Consider the following 18,858-nt stretch of genomic DNA (forward strand, 5'->3'; position numbering starts at 1 on the left):
TCGGCGTAGCGTCCAGGGGCTGGGGCATGGATTTATAGCACTACCCAGTATATATACGATGAGGAGAGTCATGCCAGGTGACTTGTGATCGCTCGCTGGGGTATCTGAATTAATATCTTGCTTAAAACTAACCGCGAAGTTACGGCAACCTCTGCGATAAATTTAAATAATTGCTTATCATCCCCGCCATGAACCTAGACGGGTTCTTCCAGATTTCGGAACGCGGGTCTACGGCCAGGAGGGAGGTAATCGCGGGCCTGACGACATTTCTGGCCATGGCCTACATACTGTTCGTCAACCCCAGCATATTGACAGGCGGTTTCGAGCTGGCTCTCAGCAACGCGCTACACGTGCCCCTCGGCCAACTGGAGTCTTCGCCGACGTACGGACCTCTTATAGAGAGCGTAAGGCTCGGATTCACCATAGCCACAGCGCTTGCGGCGGGCTTCGCGACTCTGGTCATGGCTCTCTACGCGCGTCTGCCCTTCGCCCTGGCTCCCGGTATGGGCGAAAACGCCTTCATAGGCTTCACCGTGATGCCGGCCTTCACGGCGGCCTTGCTGTCTAAACAGCTGGCCCCTGCCTCCGAGGCGCCACTCTTGGCGGTCTACCTGGCGCTCGTGTCGGTCTTCTTCAACGGAATTCTATTCCTCATATTCTCGCTAGGAGGCATCAGGGAATTCATAATAAACTCGGTGCCGGAGTCCATCAGGATAGGCACATCTATCGGCATAGGCCTCTTCATATCCCTAATAGGCATGGCCGACATGGGCCTCGTCACGGCCGGTACGGGGACCCCCATATCCATAAACTGGTCGGCGTTCTCAACCCTAGGCCTCTATCTCGGCATAGCGAGCGCGCTCGTGGCGGCGGCGCTCCTCTCGAGGAAGACGCCGGGCGCGTTCCTCATAGCCATCATAGCGACAACCCTGGCGGGAGCCGCGTTGGGGCTCGTCAAGCCGCCGCCCTCGTGGGCGCTTACGCCCTCCCTCACCACATCTATCGCCAACGATCTGCCCCGCTCCTTCTACCTCTACTTCGCGCTCTTCGGCCTCGGCTTCCCCATAGCGTTCTCGCTCTTCCTGGTCGACTTCTTCGACGGCCTAGGCACCATAACCGGCTTGGCCATGAGGGCCGGGTTGGTCAAGGACGGCAAAATAGTAAATATAAACAGGGCCCTCGTGACGGACTCTTTCGCCTCCATAGTGGCACCGTTTTTCGGCACGTCTACCACTGTTATATATATCGAGAGCGCTACGGGTATAGAGCAAGGCGGTCGCACCGGCCTGACCGCCCTCGTGGTGTCCCTCCTCTTCTTCGCATCAGCGACGCTTGCCCCCGTCTTCACAGTGGTCCCCGGCTTCGCGACCGGCGGCGTGTTGGTGCTGGTCGGGCTGTTGTTTCTCAGCCTAGCCGGAAAGCTGGCCGTCATGGACGACTACACGGAGACCGTCCCCGCCTTCTTGACGATGATAGGGATACCGTTCACGTTCAGCATAACCGCGGGGATAGGGCTCGGCTTTATATTCTACTTGTTGATGAAGCTGGCTGCGGGCAAATTAGCCGACCTGAAGCCGGGCGTCGTGGCAATAGCCATACTCTTCGCGATATTCTTCGCGCTGTCGGCGATTGGCTTCTAGCCGCCGGCCTCCTCCAGCCCGAGCCCGCCGACGGCCTTTTGAAGCGTAGCTTTTCCACATGGCCGCTACTGTAGGCCTAGGGGAGCTCGAAATAGCGGCCGCGGCACCGAAGGCGTGGACGCCGAGCGGCCGGCTCCTCGGCGGCTGGGCGCCCTCGTATTGGCCATCGGCATCGCCCGCCCCAGCCGACGCGGCGCTGGAGGGCCGGCTCAAGTCAGGGGTCTCCCGCGGCCTCCAGGATCCTCAGGGCGAGGTCCGTCCAAACGTTGACTGATTCCGCATGTTGGTTGTCGTCGGTTCTGCAGTTCCACATCATCGGCCAAGCTCGGCGCTTCGGCTCAACATCGGCTAACGCATGGCGATGCCGGCTTCGAGAAGGCGATGAGGCGATTGAGAGGATAGAAAAAGAGGGTGTCTTTGCAGGAGTTTCCTAGCGACCTCCTTCTGCCTCGGCGTGCCGTTCTTGGCCTTCTCGGCGAGATACAGCGCTATGGCCCTCCTGACGGCTTCGTCCCTCTCTGCCAACCTCAAGAGATCGGTCGTAGCTATATACACCATGTAGTAGGAACCTACACGGACCACGTTAGGCCTTAAACCTGCCGACTCAAGCCTCCCGGCTACGGCGAGCGCCTTCCCGACATCGCGGACGTAGCGCCCAGCCAGGAGCGAGACGCCTTGACCACTAACGAGATACAGGGACATCACGACTCCCGTCACAGCCACAGCGCCTCTCCTCGGTCTCTCCATATGTGAGAACTCTGTAGGGATTTCGCCGTTCCGCCCGTACGCCTCCCTAAGGACGTCTATGCCCCTCTTCCTCGCCTTCAGCTTGTAGGCCGCTCTGAAGGCGTCGTCTGTGGCCAGCTTCACGTTGATCCATTTGTGGGCCCTCAGAAGATCGAGCAACACGCCGTATGCGCCGGCCGCCTCCCTAAGCCTCTCGAACGCCTCTCTGCCTCTGGCGACGAGGGCCTCTCTTGTGCTTATGTTGTTGCCCAACCTCCAAGGCTCCTTAGCCGCAATAACAATCTTGTATTTACCTCGCAGTACCTTCTTCCGCTCGGCCTTGCCGTCGCCAAGCCACATTGTTAGCAGGGGCGCCCACTCCCCGCGCCTGAGGTGGCTCGCGACGAGGTCTACGGCTTCGTCCTTGCTCCACCTCTGCCTCCAGCTATTTGCACTAAGATGTACCGCTACGCTCACCCCTTCGTGCGTCAAGTTGGCCGAGGTGATGTGTATGCGGAGCGCTCCATATCTCGCCGCAGTCCAGGCGAACACCTGCCAAGGCTGTGTAGTGCCCATGAAGGGCCGACCCTTTTCATTGCCTTCGTCGCTCGCCCTCCAGCCCAGCTGGAACAGCTCCAACTTCTCGCGCGGAAGCTTCAACACATCCGGGAAGTACGTCTCGGCGCTGATGCCGTGAATTGGAATATGCATAACCGTTCTGCCTATGTACATCCATGCCCCGTCCGGCGCGTACAGCTTGTTGCCCTCCACCCTGTAGGTGCCCTCGACAACGGCCTTGTATATCGCGGTCAGCTTGGCCTTCGCCTGCCCCCACGCCTCCAGCAACAACCGTTTTAGCGTGTCCCGGAAGTGGAAGAGCTGTCTTCTCTCCTCCTCTGTGAGCTGGAAGGCCTCGGCGATCCTCTGCGCCGCGTATTCGACGTAGGCGATCCACGCCGGGAAGGCCCAGTCCGCCGGCCCCCGGAGCTTGCCGTTCCTCCCCACGGCCGCCAGAACCTCGTCAAGCGACGGCGGCTCGGCCGGCCTCAAGGCCAGCTCAAGGCGGCGCCTTATCTCATCAACAGATCTCTCCATGTCTCTATCGGAGGTTGCCGTTAAATTGATTCGATGCCGTCGCTGGCCGAATCGAGCCGTAGCGCATGCGGGGCGTCCGGCTGATCGAATTCGCCGTCTGGGCCGGCCCCTTCGCGGCGCGTCGGCCGCAGGAAGCATATGCGCCTCCGCGGCGCACCGCCAAGCCGCCTCGCCCACCTCTCGGCGGATCCGCCGACGCTTACAGGGAGTATTCGTGAAAAGTCCGACAGGGGGCTAGCCCCCTGTCAAGCCTTTCTCATGCACGCCCTGACGACGGATCCGCCGGGAGGCGGATCGACTTACCAACGCACAGCGGAGCGCACATGGATGACGCGTTCGGGCGGTGCTGCGTCGCATGCATGAACCGCTGCGCGGACGGCTGCCGCAGGGACCCCGCGATATGCCCTGGCGCCCCGGGGCCACGGAGCGCGTTGGGCTCCGCCTCGCCGAGCGCAGGCCAGCCGACGTCGACGTGGAGCTTAGTGATATGGAGCCGGCAGACTGGGAATAGCCCCCCTCTTTTTCCCCGCACAAGACGCCGGCCCTAAGCCGAGGCGAGGAGGAGGCGCCGAAAAAGTCGAACCAACGCGCCGTCACATAAAGGGAAAAAGGGGAGTTATTCCGGGGAAAACACCAGATCACCAAAGTTCTCAGCGCCTTCATCTCGGCATCCAAAAACGCGTATAGGCCGCGCCTCGCGAAGGGGTCGTCCTCATCCGCCAGCATTTTGGCCATCTCCATTATCTTATCCGCCTCGTCCAATATCTCCAGCGCTTCTCTTTTTCTCCTTCCCCATTCCCTCCATGCCCATAAGGCCCTCCGGCCGCAAGACGATCGGCGGCCTCGTACGCCGGGCCGGAGCCGCGATGCCGGCGGGAGGCGCAAGTGGAACCGAGGCGGCTGAGGAGGGAGGTACAAGTGGAACCGACACGCCGTGGGGGGTGTCGGCGAAGCGCCAAATATGGAACCAACACGCTCCGGACGGCGGCAAAACTACGTGCTCTGCAGGAGGCTAGGCGAGGCTCCGGCGCTTTATAGATAAATAGAGGCGCTATGGGGGGCCGTGGGCGATATCGCCGGCGTGATATTAGCTGGCGGACGAGGCGTGAGGTTCGGCGACCCCTTCAAGTGCTTGAGGCCAGTCTGCGGCGTCCCCATGATCTTGAGAGTGGCGGCCGCGCTGCAGCCTTTTTCGTCCCGCTTGGTGGTGGCCACAACCAAGTTGCATGGACCTATTGCGTGGTTGGCCAGGCTGTGGGGCATGGAGGTGGTCTACACCGAGGGTCGCGGGTATGAGCCGGATTTCTCCGAGCTACTCGCATATGCCCCCGCGGTGGTGGCCGCCTGCGATCTGCCGTTCCTGGCGCCAGGACACGTGGCCAGACTGATCTCCAGGCCTGTCATGTCCACGGCCGTGGGCGAGGGAGGTTATGTGGGCCTCACCTGGCTCCCCGATGGCGACACGACGAGATGGGTCGACGTATATATGCCCGACCTGAGGGACGTAGACGCGCGTGAGGACTGGATGGCTCTGGCCAACTGCGCCGGCCCCACATACCCCATGTTCGTCGACCCCAGCTCCCTCCTGCCCCATGAGGGCGTGGAGGCCGTGCCCGCGCTGGGCAGTAGGGTGAGGCCCATAGCCGTCGACGCCTGGACATGTACTGTGCTGGATGGACATCACCGACTCAGCGCCCTGGCTGAGCGCGGGTTGCCGGTCCCCGTGATCCCCCTCGACTACTCCCGCATCGACGTGCGTGACGGCGCCGGCAACGAGGTGTCCAAGCTGGCCGTAATTTCCGCGGCCTCGCGCGGCGCCAGACTCGGCGTGCGGGCCACCCGCCATTATTACAACGATGTGCACGTATCGGAGCTGAGCCGCGTCGAGGTGGACGTGGACTTCCTGGCCGGCGTAAGGCCGACAAAATGCGACCACCTCTAGCCGAAATCGCGAGGCAGGGCGAGCCCGCCGCGGCGGTCCTTCGCTATTAATATAAATGGGGGAAAGAGGGCCCGTGATCCTCGCCTATACGGGCGACGGGAAGGGCAAGACCACGGCCGCACTGGGCTTATCCTTAAGGGCCTGGGGTCACGACATGAGGGTACTCGCCGCATTTCTCATGAAGACGCCTAGGTATCTCGACGACTACGTGGGCGAATACAAGGCGTTGAGGAGGCTGGGGGTCAGGACGTTATACCTAGAGGACCACAAGACTCCGAGGGAAATCCTCGAGGAAGTCCTGGCGCTGGCCCCGAGCTACGACCTAATCGTGTTGGACGAGTTCAACTACGCCGTGAGGCAGGGCTTCCTAAGGCCTGAGGACTTCAGAAAGCTCCTGGCACTGAGGGCCCACGTGGTGGTGACCGGGAACTACAACTATGCCGAGCTCGCGTCGGCCGACCTAATATCTGAGGTTAGGTCCGTCAAGCATTATTATTCGAGGGGCTTCGTCGGCGTCAAGGGCCTGGACTGGTAAATTTAATATATGGGCTATTTATCCCTATTATGAGACCCGTGATCGTCGTCGTGGCGGGTACTACCGACATCTCCCTAATACCGGGCATAACCATCGCGGGGGCTTCGCCCGAGCTCACCCACTACACGCCGGCCGCCGATGTTGAGTATCTACTTACGGGCCGGCCCAGGAGCATACCCGGCATACCTGTGACGCCCGACGGGATACCGACGCCAGCCGTGGTGACGAGAGCGCTTACTCGCGATGTGCCGAAGCTGGTGGCCTTCGCAGGCGGGAGAGTGAGGCCTAGGGTGCCCTATATAGATCTCGGAGGAGAGCCCGGCGGAGACTTCAGGAGAGGGCCAGCGCTTTCGGAATCGACGGTCGAGAACATCCTAGAGAATGGGAGGACGCTCGGCCGCGAGTTGGCCAAGGCCGGCGACGTCTTCATAGGGGAATCCATACCGGGCGGCACCACCACAGCCATGGCTATCCTAGTCGCGCTGGGCTACGATGCTTGGGGCAAGACCTCATCGGCCAGCCCCAACAATCCGAGAGGGCTCAAAGCCGCTGTGGTTAGAGAGGGCTTGGCGAGGGCTGGACGCCTAGACGATCCTGTCAAGGCTCTGGCTGAGGTGGGCGATCCCGTCCATGCGGGCGTCGCCGCCATCGCCCTCGGCGTGTTGGATGCCGGAGGCGCGCCTGTGCTCGCCGGCGGCACCCAGATGCTCGCCGTAGCGGCAATCATTAAGTCGCTCGGCGGCGATCTGGGCAAGGTGGCCGTCGCCACTACCGGGTGGATAGTCGACGACAGGTCCGCCGACTTTCTAGGCCTTGCGAGGGAGATCGGCGTTACTAACATCAAGGTGACTAGAACGTCGTTCTCATCGTCGCGTTTTCCGGGTCTTAGGTACTACGACAGGGGCTACGTCAAGGAGGGCGTGGCCATGGGCGGCGCGTTGTATATAGCCTCTCTCCGCGGCTTGCCGGTGCTCGAGCTGGTTGAACGCGAATACGAGGAGCTGGTTAGGCCTTGACGCTCTTCGTGCTGGATCTCGGCCGCGATCTATCCGCCTTAGGCAACGTAGTCCTCGGAGGCTTCGGCAGAGTGAGGTACGTCGTCTTTAAGCAGGTAGATAGATATGTAGAGGATTTCGAGCTCTACGCACGGGCCCTCCTGGAGGGTTTGGGCATAACTAATAGGGCGGCAATATTCTTCACAGCAGTAGATATATCGTCGATGAGACACGTCGAGGGCCGGCTGGTGGAGCTATACGCCACGGTAGGCTTGGCCAACCCGGCGTGTATAGGCGATAGGCCCACTGGAGGAGCGCACACAGTCAATATCTTGGTCGTGTCCAAGACAGCTCTCTCTAGTCGAGGGCTCCTAGACCTCTACAGGACTGCCGCTGAGGCCAAGGCGGCGACGCTGACAGCCCGCGGCCTCTGCGGCGGGAAGCCGTCTCTAGGCACCGTGTCGGACGCCGTACTTGTCGCAGCGCCTCCGGGGGATGCCCACTACGCTGGCGCGGCCACCGAGGTGGGCGCTGAGGCATCTTTTTTGATATACGAAATATTAAATAAATAAGAGATAACTAATATTGTTTTAACATAAATAACTCTAAAATAGAAATAGAATATATTAATATAATATTTATTATTATGGATGAAAATTTAAAAATAAAAATCGTATCCAGTTCCATGAAGAAGGTAGTAATAGTCGGAGGTGGAATAGGGGGGATGGCGGTTGCCAACACGTTGATATCTGGGAAAATTGGCGCCGAGATATTCGTCGTGACCCAGAATCCACATTACGTCTCAGGCCCTAGCAGGCCTCTGCTGCTGACCAAGGAGCAGACGCTGGACAGAATTGTGAGGGGGTACGAGGAGGCGATGAGAAGAGGCGTGAGGGTCGTGGTGGGCACCGCGTTCTCCATCGACCCAGCTAATAGGAAGGTGAGGTACGTCGGCGGCTATACATCCGACGGCGGGATGGGCGAGCTCTCCTACGACTACCTAGTCTTGGCGCCCGGCGTGGTGCTCGACGGCTCTGGCATAACCGGCTACGACAAATATAGGCGAAACGTGCTAAACGTCTACGATCCTGGCCGCGCGCATCTGCTTAGGAACAAGATCTGGAGCGCCGAAAGGGGCACCATCGTCGTATATGCGCCTAAGGCCCCCTATCGTTGCGCCCCGGCGCCTACCGAGACGGCGTTGCTCATAGACTCTGTCCTACGCCATAGAGGCATGCGCGAGAGGTTTAGGATAATCCACATAGATGCCAACGACAAGACGCAGCCGCCGGTAATAGCCGACGTGGTCTCCCAGATATATTCGCGGCAGGGGATAGAGCTCGTGACAGGCCAAGAGATCGTCGAGATAGGCGACAGCGAGGTGGTCACCAAGTCTGGAGAGCGCTATAGGTACGACGTTCTTGCTCTTCTGGAGCCCAATAGAGCGCCTAAGCTCGTCGAGGAGGCCGGGCTGGGCAAGACCTGGGTCGACGTGAGGAGCCCGCAGGACCTCAGACATCCCAAATATGACGACGTGTTGGCCGTGGGCGATGCGGCGGGTCTTCCGTTTCCAAAGAATCAAGAGATAGCGTTCGAGAGCGCGTTGTTCGCCGCCAACAAGATACTGGAGATGGAGGGGTCCTCCTACAGGTCGTCCGTCCAATACGCGTTCGTCGGGTGGGCCTACGTTGGCAACCCCGAGGGCAGGCTGGAGAGCCTATCCGTCAGATTCGGCCTGGACTTCACAAGCCAGCCTCCGAAGCCGAGCAAGGACCCTGAGCCTAAGAGGGACTATACAGCGGCCAAGGACAACTGGGAACAAAGCTATCTAGCCAACCTATTCGGATACGGCTAAGCCCTTAAAATTACAGATCTACTTGCGAGTGCACGGAGGCACTTCGTGGGCTGAGCCCGAGGTGTTGGATTTCAGCGACAATTTAAACCCAATAGGCCCTCCGCCGGGCCTCCCTGAGCTAGTCCTCGCGGCGGCCGAAAGAGGGGTCTATTTGAGGTTTCCCGCGAATTTGGCCGAGGAGGTTCTGGAACGATACGAGGGCGTCGAGGTCGCTCTTTTCAACGGAGCCACGGAGGCGTTGATGACCATGGTATCTGCGTTGAGACCCAAGAGGTTGTTGCTACCCTGGCCCACGTACAGCGACTATGTCCGCATAGCCGGCTTGTTGGGCCTGGAGGTCGTAAGGGGACGCCTAGACGAGCTCGTGGGGCTTGCCACATCGGGAGATCTGCTGCTTATATGCAACCCCAACAACCCCACCGGCTCCGTCATGGGACGCGACGAGATCCTAGAGCTTCATAGGATCTTGAAAGGCCGCGGCGCGCAGATATTGGTGGATGAGTCCTTCCTAGACTTCGTCGATGAGGAGACCGCGGCGCCTGACGTGCCGGTGGTCAAATCCTATGGGAAGATATTCGCAATCCCCGGCCTTAGGCTGGGGGCCGCACTGGGACGCGTGAGGCAGGATGTAAAGTCGCCGTGGCGGATCAACGCATTGGCGGATTACGCCATATACAACATCGGCGCCGAGACCTTAAGGCGCCATAGGGAGTCCACGCGTAGGTATGTGGCCTCCGAGGGGCCCAGGGTCCAGGAAGCTCTATCGAGGTGCGTCGAGGTGGTCAAATCGCGCCTACATTTCTTCGTGATCAAGGGCTGGACCAGCGCCGTGAAGATAAGACCCCTCGACGATCTCGGCATGCCGGGCTATTCCCGCGTCTCGATAAAGAGAAGGGAAGACAACGAAGTGCTGATCAAGGCCCTATGCAGTGCTTGAGGGCCCTCCTGGGTTTCTTCGCCATACTGCCCGTCGGGGCCGAGCTCGACTTCTCCTGCGCCTGGGCGCTACCGTACACGGTGGCGCCTCTCCTCGGCGGCTTGTCGGCGCTTGCGTTGATAGGCCTAGGCCCTCTCCCGGCCTATCTAATCCTGCTTCTGTTGACCGGGCTCAACCATCTCGACGGCCTCGCGGACACCGCAGATGCCCTGATGGTCAGAGACAGAGAAAGGGCTAGGGCAGCGCTGGAGGATCCCCGCAGAGGCACCGCGGGGATATTCGCCGTAGTTGCCTCTATAGCGTTGGCAGTCGACTACTTGAGGAGCCCGTGGCAGTTGCTCCTAGGCGAGATCTTCTCCAAATCCCTAGTGGTCGTTCTCGCGGCCTTCTCGAAGCCCTTCAAGGATGGCTTGGGCTCGGCCTTCATAAGCTCTGTGAAGAGCAGATGGCCCCTCGCCATGCCCGCCCTCGCCCTGGCCTTAGTGGTGTATCCCGTCTCCTCGCTGGCGCTGGCTCTATCGGCGTTGGCCTACTATATAGCGTATAAACATCTGGGCGGCGCCAATGGCGACGTCCTCGGCTACCTGCTGGAGCTCAGCAGAGTCTTCTTCATAGCCGCGACTAGCGCCTTTCTACCTTCGATATCTTGCCCTCTATGGTGAGCTCCTCGTCCATCCTCCTATCGATCTTTATGATGAAGTCCACACGTTTGACCCCCATAGAGGCCAGCCTATCCTCTATCCTTCTGAGTATCTCCGCAAGCGTAGAGTAGTCGTCCAGCTCGATGTCTGTGAAGCCGGCGCCCGTCTTGTGCTTAACTCCCATCTCGTCCAGGGTCTCGGCGGCCGCCCTTACGTATGCCGACAAGTGCGTTGATCCTGTGCCCAGAGGGGTAACCGATAGGCTGACCACCATCCTCGCCATGGCTCAAATACAGCCGCTCTTTTTAACGGTTAAGAAAAATATATTAACAAATAGATTATCTATATGAGCTGGAGACCTATTGAAAACGTAGAAAGAGACCTCGAGAAAGCCGAGGAGCAGTCGGCGCTGTACGGCGGCGTCTTCGTAAAGGGAGTGAACTCCGTGGAAATTAGAACCGGCGTAATAATAGCGGCCAGATACGCGGATAAGCTGAGGCGCGCCGTCTTCGCGGCCTTCAGGAACGCTGTGAAGCAAGAAGAGGTCTTGAGGGCCGTCGCCGAACTTAACAGGTCCATCTACGATAGGCTGATCAAGATGGGAGTGGGGAAGCTTGATATAATTAGGATAACCGTGGAGGCTAGAGTCGACGGCGGCAAGCTGACGTTTGGCGAGCCTGCCATAGAGTGGTTCATCTCCAGCGAGAAGGCGGCAGAACTACAGTCTCAGCTGGCCGACTGCAGGAAAACGCTTGCGGAGTTGAGGCAGAGGTTGGAGGAGATCCTAAAGACTATCTAGCATTTTTTCACGGCCTCTCTTAAGGCCTTGGCTAAGCCCGGCTCCCTCATCAAGGCGGTGCCCACCAGAACTCCACGGGCTCCCTTCCTGCAAGCCATCTCCACGTGATCGGGCTTATTGATGCCGCTCTCCATTATGAAGTCGGCTCTGCCGGCCACCGCCTCCGCGACGCCTAGAGCCCTCTCGATGGAGACCTCGAGCGTGTTGAGGTCGCGGGAGTTTATGCCCAACAAGAAATCCCCATACTCGAGCACCTCGAGCGCGGTCTTCGCATCGCCCACCTCTATCAACGGCGTCATGCCGAGCTTTTTGACGTACTCGGCGAGCTCCACCGTCCTCTCTAGGGCAAACTCCGATATTATCAACACGGCGTCTGCGCCGTAGCCGAAAAACACGTCTATCTGCTGTCTGCTCAAGACGAAGTCCTTGGCCAGAACCGGCTTGAACTTCTTCGCTATGGGGATGAAGCGGAGATCCCCCATGAACCAGAACGGCTCGGTGAGCACGGAGAACGCGTCCACGTAGTGCGAAAGCTCCTCGAAGTAGCTCCACGGAGGCAGATCCGCCCTTATCACGCCGCTCGGCGACGCCCTCTTGTACTCGGCTATTATGCCGAAATCGCCTAGGGCCTTCCTGAAGTCCTCGACCGGGGCTTCTCTGGGCGGCGGTCTCTCGGCCCTATACCTCAAGGATCTACGGACCTCCTCCAGGAAGCTCATATCCTGTCTAGGAAATTCTTGATGATCCTCTTGCCGTACTCCGTGCCTATCGACTCGGGATGGAACTGCACCCCGAACGTGTTGTATTCCACATGTCTCAAGCCCATCAACTCCCCGTCGTCCAGCGCCACGGCCTCCACGACCAGAGATCCAGGCACCTCGTCGACGACCAAGCTGTGGTACCTCATCCCTCTGAACACCTCGGGGACGCCTACGTAGAGGGGGCCCCCCATGTGCTTGATGTAGCTCGTCTTGCCGTGTTTTATGGTTCTGGCGTGCCTTATCTTCGCGCCGAAGACAGAACCTATTATCTGATGCCCCAGACATATGCCCAGGATGGGTATCCTCGGTGCGAACAGCCTCACTATTTCCCTTGATATGCCCACATCGCGGGGGTTCTCGGGATGTCCAGGCCCCGGCGAGATTATTATCCGGTCTGGCCTGATGCGCTCCACTGCTGAGGGCGTTATCTCGTCGTTTCTGATCACCAAGGGCCGCGAGCCCAGCTCCCCCACATACTGAGCTATGTTGTATGTAAATGAGTCGTAGTTGTCTATTATTAATGTCAAGTCCATACCGCCCTCAGATGGGCTAGTTTGTACTCAGTCTCTTTATATTCTCTGTCAGGAGTTGAGTCGTAGACTATACCTGCGCCTGCCTGTATCCTGGCCACGTCTCCCTTGATAGCCAGAGTCCTTATTATTATCGCCAACTCTCCGCCCCTGGGCGTCAAGAGGCCGAAGCCGCCAGCATACGGGCCTCTGGGCATGTCCTCCAGCTCTCCTATGATTTCCATGGCCCTCACCTTAGGGGCGCCCGAGACCGTGCCGGCTGGATGAAGTGCCCAAATCGCGTCGATTATATTATTCCGGGGATCCAGGACGCCGGCCACCCTCGAGACTATGTGCTGAACGTGGCTGTACTTCTCCACGGCCATAAGCTCCTGCACCTTCACCGTGCCGAATCTGCTGATTCTGCCCACATCGTTCCGAGCTAGATCTACCAACATCATATGCTCGGCGAGCTCCTTCTCGTCGGAGAGCATATCGTCCTCAAGCCTTAAGTCCTCCCTGTCGTCAGCCCCTCTGGGCCTGGTGCCCGCTATCGGGTGGGTCTCCACGACGTCGCCCTCCACCCTGACCAACAGCTCAGGCGAAGTGCCTATTAGGGCCATATCGCCGTACTTAAAGAAGAACATATACGGAGATGGGTTTATTGAGGTCAGCCTCTCATATATGGAGAAGAGGTCCCCCGAGATCTCGAAGACCTCGCGTCTGGACAGCACCACCTGGAATATCTCTCCATCCCTTATTCGCCTCAAGGCCTCGGAGACGGCGGCCTTGTACGAGGCGTCGTCGGTTTTATACAGGATCTTGCCGACCCTCGGCTGCTCTTCGGGCTCGGCCTCGGCCCCAGCGGCGTTCGGCAGCCCGCCGGCCACATAGGCCCTCTTGAGCAGATTGTCGTAAATCACCACGTTCTCGGGCACTATGAAGAGCGCCCTCGGGAAGTCCCTATCGACATCCACGTATTTGGCCAATGTCGGCTCTATCTCAACCACCACATCATACGAGATGAAGCCTATCGAGATCTCGCCCCCGAAAGGCCCTCCGGACGGCTCCAAGCCTCTATATACCCTCTGTAGCTCCTCGTAGGAATTCGACGAAGTCGATAGGCGTCTCTTCACGCCCCACGCGACTATAGTGTATCTAGATCTGTCGGGGAAGCCAGGGCCCGACTCTAGAAGCGCCACGAAGCCCTCGCGGGATCTATACAGACGCCGCGCCAAGGATTTCGGGCTGGGTAGCTCCGAGAGAGGGGTTTTTACCACCCCGACGCCATTAGCCGCTAAAAACCCCACAATATAAAGTTTCATGGCCGTCATCCTCGCGACCACGACGGGCGGAAGGGAAGGCGTAGCGGCACGGGATCTCTGCGACTGTCTATACGGGCAGGGGGACGTTGAGGTGTTCTGCGAACCCGTGAGCCCCGGGGTGTTTTATGCCAAATTCAGCGATGGGTCCGCCCTCGATAGGTGTCTCTCCATGAGATACTTCAAGGCCACGATAAAGAGGATTGAGCTCTACGACGAGGTCTCAACTGCGGCGCCTCCTCGGACATACGCCAAAATGAAGAGAGTGGGCAACTATATATTTATAAAGTTTTAATTCTATATATGTATATTTTTACTTCATCGTCTCTAGCGACCAGCTCCATGTTGGGGACCTCCCAATAGTAGGAAACCACTAGGGCGTCCCTCCTGAGCTCCTTGTTGAACTTGGCCGCGAGTTTTTCGTTTACCGAAGGCCACTGGAATATATACACTACATCCGCGTCTTTTAGGGGCACCTTGAACATATCGCCCCATATGATGCGGCATTTTGGACATCTCAGCTTGCATATCAACGCCCTTATGGGATCTATCTCGACGCCCACCACCCTAGCTCCGGCCTTGGACGCAAGCGTCAAGACAGCCCCGTAGCCGCATCCCAACTCGTAGAACAGCTTGCCCCTTACGTCGACCAGCGCCAACGCCCTCCCGGCGGCCTTCAGGCTAGACGTGCCGTAGCCGGCCCCTCTGCCGGTTAGATGGGGCCACAACATGTGGAGCGATATGATGAGCGCGAGCGCCAGAGCTATTGCGTAGAACATCTCCTCACCACGAGGACGCCGTCTCTGTAGTCCACCACGACGACGGCCTCGCCCACCTCCGCTCGACAGCCCTCGCATAAAGCCTTCCAGTATACTCCTCCGATTTTCACCATGCCCTCAGGCCTAAGCTCCTCCACGACCACGGCCTTCTCCCCGAGGGGCGTGGTCGGTCTAGGCGGAGGGGGCTTAAATCTTATCCTCGTATATAGGGCCCAGACATATATCGCTATAAATACAGAGGCGGAGATCGCGCCGAGAGCCAACGGTATTATGCCCAATACGCCGAGCACGATCAACAAGGCCGCCAGGGCCAGCAACAACGTCGCGGAATGCATCATGACAGCCTCTTTAGGGCGTAGCGAGTTATGAGCCAGGGGTCGTAGACGTCCTCTGGATAGAACGGCTCTCCGCGGGGCAACTCGGCTACTTCCTCAACGACTTCGCTCGGCTCCCCATATACAGCCACGACGTACTCCCTGCTCCCTATGGGCGACGCAGCCGCGAGCGCCTCGTCTATGTCGTCGCTGTTGGTTAGGTACATCAGAACCGATATACGCCAATCTCGCGCCGGTTTTTTATACGTGTATGCGTAGGCCATGGCTTGGAGCAGATATCTCCAGTCCTTAACCGACTCGGGCCTCACGGCCACCACCAGCGCGCGGCGTCCGATCGAGGCGAGCATACCCTTGTCCAGCGGCCTATCCGACCTCACAATAAACGAGACGAAACAGGCATCCGGACCGCACCTCATGCCATACCTAGGATCCATCATACACCTCTTCAAACCTAGTCTTCACGGCTGGGCCAACTCTTGCTTTAAAAATAATTCAGCTAGAGGGCCAGCTCTATACAGGAGGGCTGCCGTGAGACCCCGCCAGAACTAAGAAGCCAGTTGCCTATGGGCGTAAGGGCTATGGAGGTTACGCAGATCTTTAGCCGTCGGGAAACGCCCGTGGGCCGTTCCCGGGGCCGAGGACGTCGATGGGGGCCAATGTCTTCTTAGGCTGGATCTATTCCATGCTTAGATGGCGACTACGGAGATCATCAAAACTTTTAATTTAGTAGTTTCATTATGAGAGTAGTTGTCTGAAATTTTTATTAATCCCGGCAACAACACCAATTGATGAGGATCATAGTCAAGGGCGAGGCCTTCAGCCCCGACTTCATACCGCCGAGCCTGCCGCATAGAGAGGAGCAGCTGAGGCAACTATCTGCATATATGCGCAATTTCCTTGACAGGCCCGGCTCCTTCTACCCCAGAGCGGTCTTAGTGGGCAGACAGGGGAGCGGCAAGACCGTAACATTGAGGTCTTTTGGAGGCTCGGTGAGACCGCCCGTCAAGTTCGCCTACGTTTCTTGTTTTATCAACAGGACCTTCACGGCGATAGTGAGCAGTCTAGCGCAGCAGCTAGGCATAGTGGTGCCCAAGAGGGGGCTCAGCAGAGATGAGCTGGTTAATGTATTCCTGGAGCAGATGAGGGACAAGGATCTGTTCGCCGTGGTGGCGCTCGACGATGTGTTCAACTTGACGCCGGACGCCATCTCGATCTTCATCAGAATGGGCCTCGAGACCGATAGGCTGGGCACGCACAGATTCGGGCTGATCCTAGTCAGCCACACGCCCGACTTCATAGACGCATTGGATCCCTCGACCCGCGGGATCTTGGGCAAACCCATAGTGAGGTTCCCGCCGTACACAAGGGACCAGGTCTTCGATATATTGAGGCAGAGGGCCGAGATAGCTCTCGCGTCGGGGTCGTACGACGAGGAGATCCTGAACATGATAGCGGATATAACAGGCGCCGAGGACGGGGCGGAGGACAGAGGCGACGCCAGAGTCGCGCTCGACATACTCTATAGAGCTGCCAACAACGCCGAGAACGACGGCGTGAGCAGAATAACGCCTGAACACGTCAGAAGGGCCAGCAAGGAGGTGCTAGTGGGAGTCTCGTCGGACATCTTGAGGGGCCTCCCACTACACGCGAAGCTGCTGCTACTGGCAATAGTGAGGGCGTTGAGGAGTGGAAGGCCCTACGTCATCTTCGGCGAGGTGGAGGAGATGTATAGAATGATATGCGAGGAGTTCGGACAAAAGCCCAGGACGCACAGCCAGCTCTGGGCCTATCTCGGCGAGCTGAAAAACAAGGGCATAATCGAGACGCGGCTCAATAAGAAGGGGGAGGGACTGCGCGGCAGAACCACGCTTATCTCGATAGGCACGGAGCCGTTAGACGCGCTGGAGAAAGCCATCACGTCCATGGCCGTCGAGGAGCTACGGTGATGGATGTGGACTTCGTGCTGGGGGCTAGATCGCGCATAAGGATAATCCGGGAGCTATATAGAGCGTCCGAGTTGAATACGACGGATCTAGCCAGGAGGCTGGGCATAAACTACAGCCTGCTGGAGGAACACCTAGAGATACTCAAGGAGGCGGGCATCGTCGAGGAGCACCGAATAGGGCGCATCAGACTGGTCTCTCTGAGGAGGGAGCCGGAGATTCTACAGCTAGCTAAGATACTAACAGAATTAGCCGCTAAATAAAGTTTTTATATCCGTCATAGATATAGATAGATATCTGCTTATTTTATCTAATATTCTTTCATCTTTTTTAGAAAGAAACAGCAGTACGTTGAGCAATTCCGAGGAGACGTAGCCCGTAGATACGTGGAGCTCTTGAGATAGGCGCTGGACGATCAGCTCCCGCCTCCTCCTGGCCTCCCTAGAGCGAGCCAGCATCAGGATGCGTTGAGGGAATTGATATCTAAAGAACCTGGGCAATCTGGGCTTCCCCGGTACGAGCGCTACGCCCGCCAACATGATCTCGGTCATATACGGCATAAGCTCCCACTCGCCCGTCTTCTTGATCCTAGCCAATACTACGTCGGCTTTGCTTAATCTGTCGAGGGCTGTGGCAGCTACCGAGGGGTCCCTGTAGACCTTTGGTATGTTTTCGGAAGCCCAGGCGAAGAACTGCTCCCAGTCGAAGGACGGCATGAAGGATATCGACCTCGCGTCGTCGAACCAATTAGCCCTAAAGACTCTGTCAAGTACCTCGAACATGGAGAGCTGCGGATTCCTCTCGCCAACCCTTTTTATGTCGTCGACGGTCAGCACGTTCTTGCCCCCCGCGAAGAGCTGTAGGTCGTTTATGGCGGCTCTGAGGTCTCCGTCGGACGATCGCGCCAGCGCGCGCAGGGCGTCCTCCTCGCACTTTATCTTCTCAGAGCCACATATCCTCCTCAACACCTCCACCGCGTCGTCCTCGGCGAGCCTTCTAAGGCTCACCACGAGGCTTATATCCCTCAGCTGCCGGAGCCTTTGATCCCACGGATTGTTTGCCGTCATCACTATGGGCACCCTCGCCGTCTCTATCAGATCTATTATCGAGTCGAGACCGCCTAGATCCTCCTTGGGGTTCAATCCGTCCACCTCGTCGAAAAGGACAAGCCTCCCGGCGTATCCGAACAGAGATCCCTCCCTCAATCCCCGGCCCACCACCTCCTTTATCCTCTCAGCAGTTCTCACATCGCTGGCGTTAAGCTCCACCAGCTCGTAGTTTATCTCGTTGGCCAACGCGTGAACCAACGTGGTCTTCCCAACGCCTGGCGGTCCCGCCAGCAGGACCGCCCTCGCCTCAGACACCTTCTTGTCCTTGCTCTTAGCCCAAGCCCTGCAGAACTGCTCCGGCGCCTTGAACCTAGCGCATATCCAAGATGCGAGCGCGTATTTCGCCTCCTCCTGGTCTACGACGTCCCTAAACGTGCGAGGGCGATATTTCTCGACCCAAGGTAGCATCACCTCTTCTTTGCCGTCGCCTTGCCCCGCGAGCCTATGGCGGCGAGCTTGACCAACATGTAGGTAAGTTGCAGCTCCTCATCGGAGCCCTCGGCCAGTCTGTAGTCCACGTCGGACAGAAGTTCGGCCACGGCGACCTTGGTCTCCTCGTCGAGTTGCGCCCTCGGCAACTCCCTCTGTAGGGCCCTCAAGAAGTCGACGCCGGCAATACCCTTAACATACATCAAGCCGCGCAACTTCTCCCTAGCCTTCTCGACGTCGCCGGAGAGAGCCGTGTTGAAGACGTCCAAGATCTCGCTCGGACGCGCGGCCGACGCCACGGCCGCCACGCTCTCCTTGTCCACGGCCTGGCCGGCCGCTGCGGCCATCTGGAGCAGATTTATGGCCCTCCTCATGTCGCCCTGCGATATCTCGTATATGGCGTCCACGCCGTCCTCTGTGAGCGTTATCCCCTCCTGCTTGGCTATATACATGAGCCTGCTAGCCATCAACTCCTTAGGCATCGGAGGGAACCTGAATACGGCGCA

At 58.5% G+C, this 18,858-nt stretch carries 21 protein-coding genes and 1 pseudogene; 12 read left to right on the top strand and 10 right to left on the bottom strand.

What is annotated here, in order from left to right; genetic code table 11:
• Nucleotides 1-188: 188 nt before the first annotated feature.
• A complete protein-coding gene (locus B7L68_RS05355; RefSeq protein ID WP_081246652.1) occupies nt 189-1,640 on the top strand; it encodes an NCS2 family permease in 1,452 nt (483 codons plus the stop codon).
• 348 nt (nt 1,641-1,988) lie between these two features.
• Here B7L68_RS05355 and B7L68_RS05365 read toward each other — a convergent pair whose 3' ends face one another.
• Complete coding sequence (locus B7L68_RS05365) at nt 1,989-3,461, bottom strand: hypothetical protein (protein WP_081246654.1); 1,473 nt, start codon at nt 3,459-3,461, stop codon at nt 1,989-1,991.
• A 1,063-nt stretch (nt 3,462-4,524) separates the two neighbouring features.
• On the opposite strand from B7L68_RS05365, the gene B7L68_RS05370 reads away from it, so the two are divergent.
• From B7L68_RS05370 to B7L68_RS05400, 7 genes are all read left to right on the top strand, one after another.
• A complete protein-coding gene (locus B7L68_RS05370; protein WP_238136343.1) occupies nt 4,525-5,403 on the top strand; it encodes an NTP transferase domain-containing protein in 879 nt (292 codons plus the stop codon).
• A 73-nt stretch (nt 5,404-5,476) separates the two neighbouring features.
• Nucleotides 5,477-5,938, top strand: a complete 462-nt coding sequence (locus B7L68_RS05375) for a cob(I)yrinic acid a,c-diamide adenosyltransferase (protein ID WP_081246656.1) — start codon at nt 5,477-5,479, stop codon at nt 5,936-5,938.
• A gap of 29 nt (nt 5,939-5,967) precedes the next feature.
• Nucleotides 5,968-6,954: a nicotinate mononucleotide-dependent phosphoribosyltransferase CobT gene (gene cobT, locus B7L68_RS05380; RefSeq protein WP_081246657.1), complete on the top strand. Its 987-nt coding sequence runs from the start codon at nt 5,968-5,970 to the stop codon at nt 6,952-6,954.
• The gene (locus B7L68_RS05385) at nt 6,951-7,505 is read left to right on the top strand and encodes an adenosylcobinamide amidohydrolase (RefSeq protein WP_081246658.1); all 555 of its coding nucleotides are present in this window, start codon (nt 6,951-6,953) and stop codon (nt 7,503-7,505) included. The genes cobT and B7L68_RS05385 overlap by 4 nt, the downstream gene beginning before the upstream one ends.
• 113 nt (nt 7,506-7,618) lie before the next feature.
• Entirely contained in the window at nt 7,619-8,788 is a 1,170-nt protein-coding gene (locus B7L68_RS05390) for an FAD-dependent oxidoreductase (protein ID WP_081246659.1), read from the top strand.
• Nucleotides 8,789-8,816: 28 nt separating this feature from the next.
• Nucleotides 8,817-9,725 carry a histidinol-phosphate transaminase gene (locus B7L68_RS05395; RefSeq protein WP_238136344.1) on the top strand — a complete coding sequence of 303 codons (909 nt, stop codon included), beginning with the start codon at nt 8,817-8,819 and terminating at the stop codon, nt 9,723-9,725.
• Entirely contained in the window at nt 9,713-10,387 is a 675-nt protein-coding gene (locus B7L68_RS05400) for an adenosylcobinamide-GDP ribazoletransferase (protein WP_081246660.1), read from the top strand. Before B7L68_RS05395 ends, B7L68_RS05400 begins: the two co-directional genes overlap by 13 nt.
• Here B7L68_RS05400 and B7L68_RS05405 read toward each other — a convergent pair.
• Entirely contained in the window at nt 10,347-10,649 is a 303-nt protein-coding gene (locus B7L68_RS05405; protein WP_081246661.1) for an MTH1187 family thiamine-binding protein, read from the bottom strand. The genes B7L68_RS05400 and B7L68_RS05405 overlap by 41 nt on opposite strands.
• A 63-nt stretch (nt 10,650-10,712) precedes the next feature.
• Between B7L68_RS05405 and B7L68_RS05410 the strand changes: the two genes are divergently transcribed.
• Nucleotides 10,713-11,165, top strand: coding sequence for a single- stranded DNA-binding family protein (locus B7L68_RS05410; protein WP_081246662.1), 453 nt, complete (start codon nt 10,713-10,715; stop codon nt 11,163-11,165).
• Here the strand turns inward: B7L68_RS05410 and B7L68_RS05415 are convergent.
• From B7L68_RS05415 to B7L68_RS05425, 3 genes are read right to left on the bottom strand one after another with little or no spacing between them, the layout of a single operon-like run.
• The gene (locus B7L68_RS05415; protein ID WP_081246663.1) at nt 11,162-11,884 is read right to left on the bottom strand and encodes an indole-3-glycerol-phosphate synthase; all 723 of its coding nucleotides are present in this window, start codon (nt 11,882-11,884) and stop codon (nt 11,162-11,164) included. The two genes, B7L68_RS05410 and B7L68_RS05415, sit on opposite strands and share 4 nt — an antisense overlap.
• Nucleotides 11,881-12,459 (bottom strand): aminodeoxychorismate/anthranilate synthase component II, encoded by a 579-nt coding sequence (locus B7L68_RS05420; protein ID WP_081246664.1) that lies wholly within the window; start codon nt 12,457-12,459, stop codon nt 11,881-11,883. The genes B7L68_RS05415 and B7L68_RS05420 overlap by 4 nt, the downstream gene beginning before the upstream one ends.
• A complete protein-coding gene (locus B7L68_RS05425; protein ID WP_101958011.1) occupies nt 12,450-13,715 on the bottom strand; it encodes an anthranilate synthase component I family protein in 1,266 nt (421 codons plus the stop codon). Before B7L68_RS05425 ends, B7L68_RS05420 begins: the two co-directional genes overlap by 10 nt.
• A 43-nt stretch (nt 13,716-13,758) precedes the next feature.
• On the opposite strand from B7L68_RS05425, the gene B7L68_RS05430 reads away from it, so the two are divergent.
• Nucleotides 13,759-14,052, top strand: a complete 294-nt coding sequence (locus B7L68_RS05430) for a DUF3195 domain-containing protein (RefSeq protein WP_081246665.1) — start codon at nt 13,759-13,761, stop codon at nt 14,050-14,052.
• Here the strand turns inward: B7L68_RS05430 and B7L68_RS05435 are convergent.
• Genes B7L68_RS05435 through B7L68_RS05445 form a run of 3 tightly spaced genes read right to left on the bottom strand, consistent with a single transcriptional unit; the run spans nt 14,039 to nt 15,248 of the window.
• Nucleotides 14,039-14,536: a trans-aconitate 2-methyltransferase gene (locus tag B7L68_RS05435; protein WP_081246666.1), complete on the bottom strand. Its 498-nt coding sequence runs from the start codon at nt 14,534-14,536 to the stop codon at nt 14,039-14,041. The two genes, B7L68_RS05430 and B7L68_RS05435, sit on opposite strands and share 14 nt — an antisense overlap.
• Nucleotides 14,521-14,874, bottom strand: a complete 354-nt coding sequence (locus B7L68_RS05440) for an NfeD family protein (protein ID WP_238136345.1) — start codon at nt 14,872-14,874, stop codon at nt 14,521-14,523. The genes B7L68_RS05435 and B7L68_RS05440 overlap by 16 nt, the downstream gene beginning before the upstream one ends.
• Nucleotides 14,871-15,248: a hypothetical protein gene (locus B7L68_RS05445; RefSeq protein WP_238136346.1), complete on the bottom strand. Its 378-nt coding sequence runs from the start codon at nt 15,246-15,248 to the stop codon at nt 14,871-14,873. Before B7L68_RS05445 ends, B7L68_RS05440 begins: the two co-directional genes overlap by 4 nt.
• A 411-nt stretch (nt 15,249-15,659) precedes the next feature.
• On the opposite strand from B7L68_RS05445, the gene B7L68_RS05450 reads away from it, so the two are divergent.
• Entirely contained in the window at nt 15,660-16,817 is a 1,158-nt protein-coding gene (locus tag B7L68_RS05450) for an ORC1-type DNA replication protein (protein WP_081246668.1), read from the top strand.
• Complete coding sequence (locus B7L68_RS05455) at nt 16,817-17,077, top strand: helix-turn-helix transcriptional regulator (RefSeq protein WP_081246669.1); 261 nt, start codon at nt 16,817-16,819, stop codon at nt 17,075-17,077. The genes B7L68_RS05450 and B7L68_RS05455 overlap by 1 nt, the downstream gene beginning before the upstream one ends.
• On the opposite strand, the gene B7L68_RS05460 is transcribed toward B7L68_RS05455, so the two are convergent.
• Both B7L68_RS05460 and B7L68_RS05465 read right to left on the bottom strand, forming a co-directional pair.
• The gene (locus B7L68_RS05460) at nt 17,063-18,334 is read right to left on the bottom strand and encodes a replication factor C large subunit (RefSeq protein WP_081246670.1); all 1,272 of its coding nucleotides are present in this window, start codon (nt 18,332-18,334) and stop codon (nt 17,063-17,065) included. The genes B7L68_RS05455 and B7L68_RS05460 overlap by 15 nt on opposite strands.
• A pseudogene (locus B7L68_RS05465) lies at nt 18,331-18,858 on the bottom strand (Replication factor C small subunit); the annotation flags it as partial. The pseudogene B7L68_RS05465 and the gene B7L68_RS05460, both read right to left, overlap by 4 nt.

This window comes from Thermoproteus sp. CP80, from assembly GCF_002077075.2.
GTDB lineage: Archaea > Thermoproteota > Thermoprotei > Thermoproteales > Thermoproteaceae > Thermoproteus.

Bases quoted from the DNA above. Each gene is read 5' to 3' on its own strand.
- B7L68_RS05355 (WP_081246652.1), top strand. From the start codon at position 189: ATGAACCTAGACGGGTTCTTCCAGATTTCGGAACGCGGGTCTACGGCC.
- B7L68_RS05365 (WP_081246654.1), bottom strand. From the start codon at position 3,461: ATGGAGAGATCTGTTGATGAGATAAGGCGCCGCCTTGAGCTGGCCTTG.
- cobT (WP_081246657.1), top strand. From the start codon at position 5,968: ATGAGACCCGTGATCGTCGTCGTGGCGGGTACTACCGACATCTCCCTA.
- B7L68_RS05390 (WP_081246659.1), top strand. From the start codon at position 7,619: ATGAAGAAGGTAGTAATAGTCGGAGGTGGAATAGGGGGGATGGCGGTT.
- B7L68_RS05400 (WP_081246660.1), top strand. From the start codon at position 9,713: ATGCAGTGCTTGAGGGCCCTCCTGGGTTTCTTCGCCATACTGCCCGTC.
- B7L68_RS05405 (WP_081246661.1), bottom strand. From the start codon at position 10,649: ATGGCGAGGATGGTGGTCAGCCTATCGGTTACCCCTCTGGGCACAGGA.
- B7L68_RS05410 (WP_081246662.1), top strand. From the start codon at position 10,713: ATGAGCTGGAGACCTATTGAAAACGTAGAAAGAGACCTCGAGAAAGCC.
- B7L68_RS05415 (WP_081246663.1), bottom strand. From the start codon at position 11,884: ATGAGCTTCCTGGAGGAGGTCCGTAGATCCTTGAGGTATAGGGCCGAG.
- B7L68_RS05420 (WP_081246664.1), bottom strand. From the start codon at position 12,459: ATGGACTTGACATTAATAATAGACAACTACGACTCATTTACATACAAC.
- B7L68_RS05430 (WP_081246665.1), top strand. From the start codon at position 13,759: ATGGCCGTCATCCTCGCGACCACGACGGGCGGAAGGGAAGGCGTAGCG.
- B7L68_RS05435 (WP_081246666.1), bottom strand. From the start codon at position 14,536: ATGTTCTACGCAATAGCTCTGGCGCTCGCGCTCATCATATCGCTCCAC.
- B7L68_RS05440 (WP_238136345.1), bottom strand. From the start codon at position 14,874: ATGATGCATTCCGCGACGTTGTTGCTGGCCCTGGCGGCCTTGTTGATC.
- B7L68_RS05450 (WP_081246668.1), top strand. From the start codon at position 15,660: ATGAGGATCATAGTCAAGGGCGAGGCCTTCAGCCCCGACTTCATACCG.
- B7L68_RS05455 (WP_081246669.1), top strand. From the start codon at position 16,817: ATGGATGTGGACTTCGTGCTGGGGGCTAGATCGCGCATAAGGATAATC.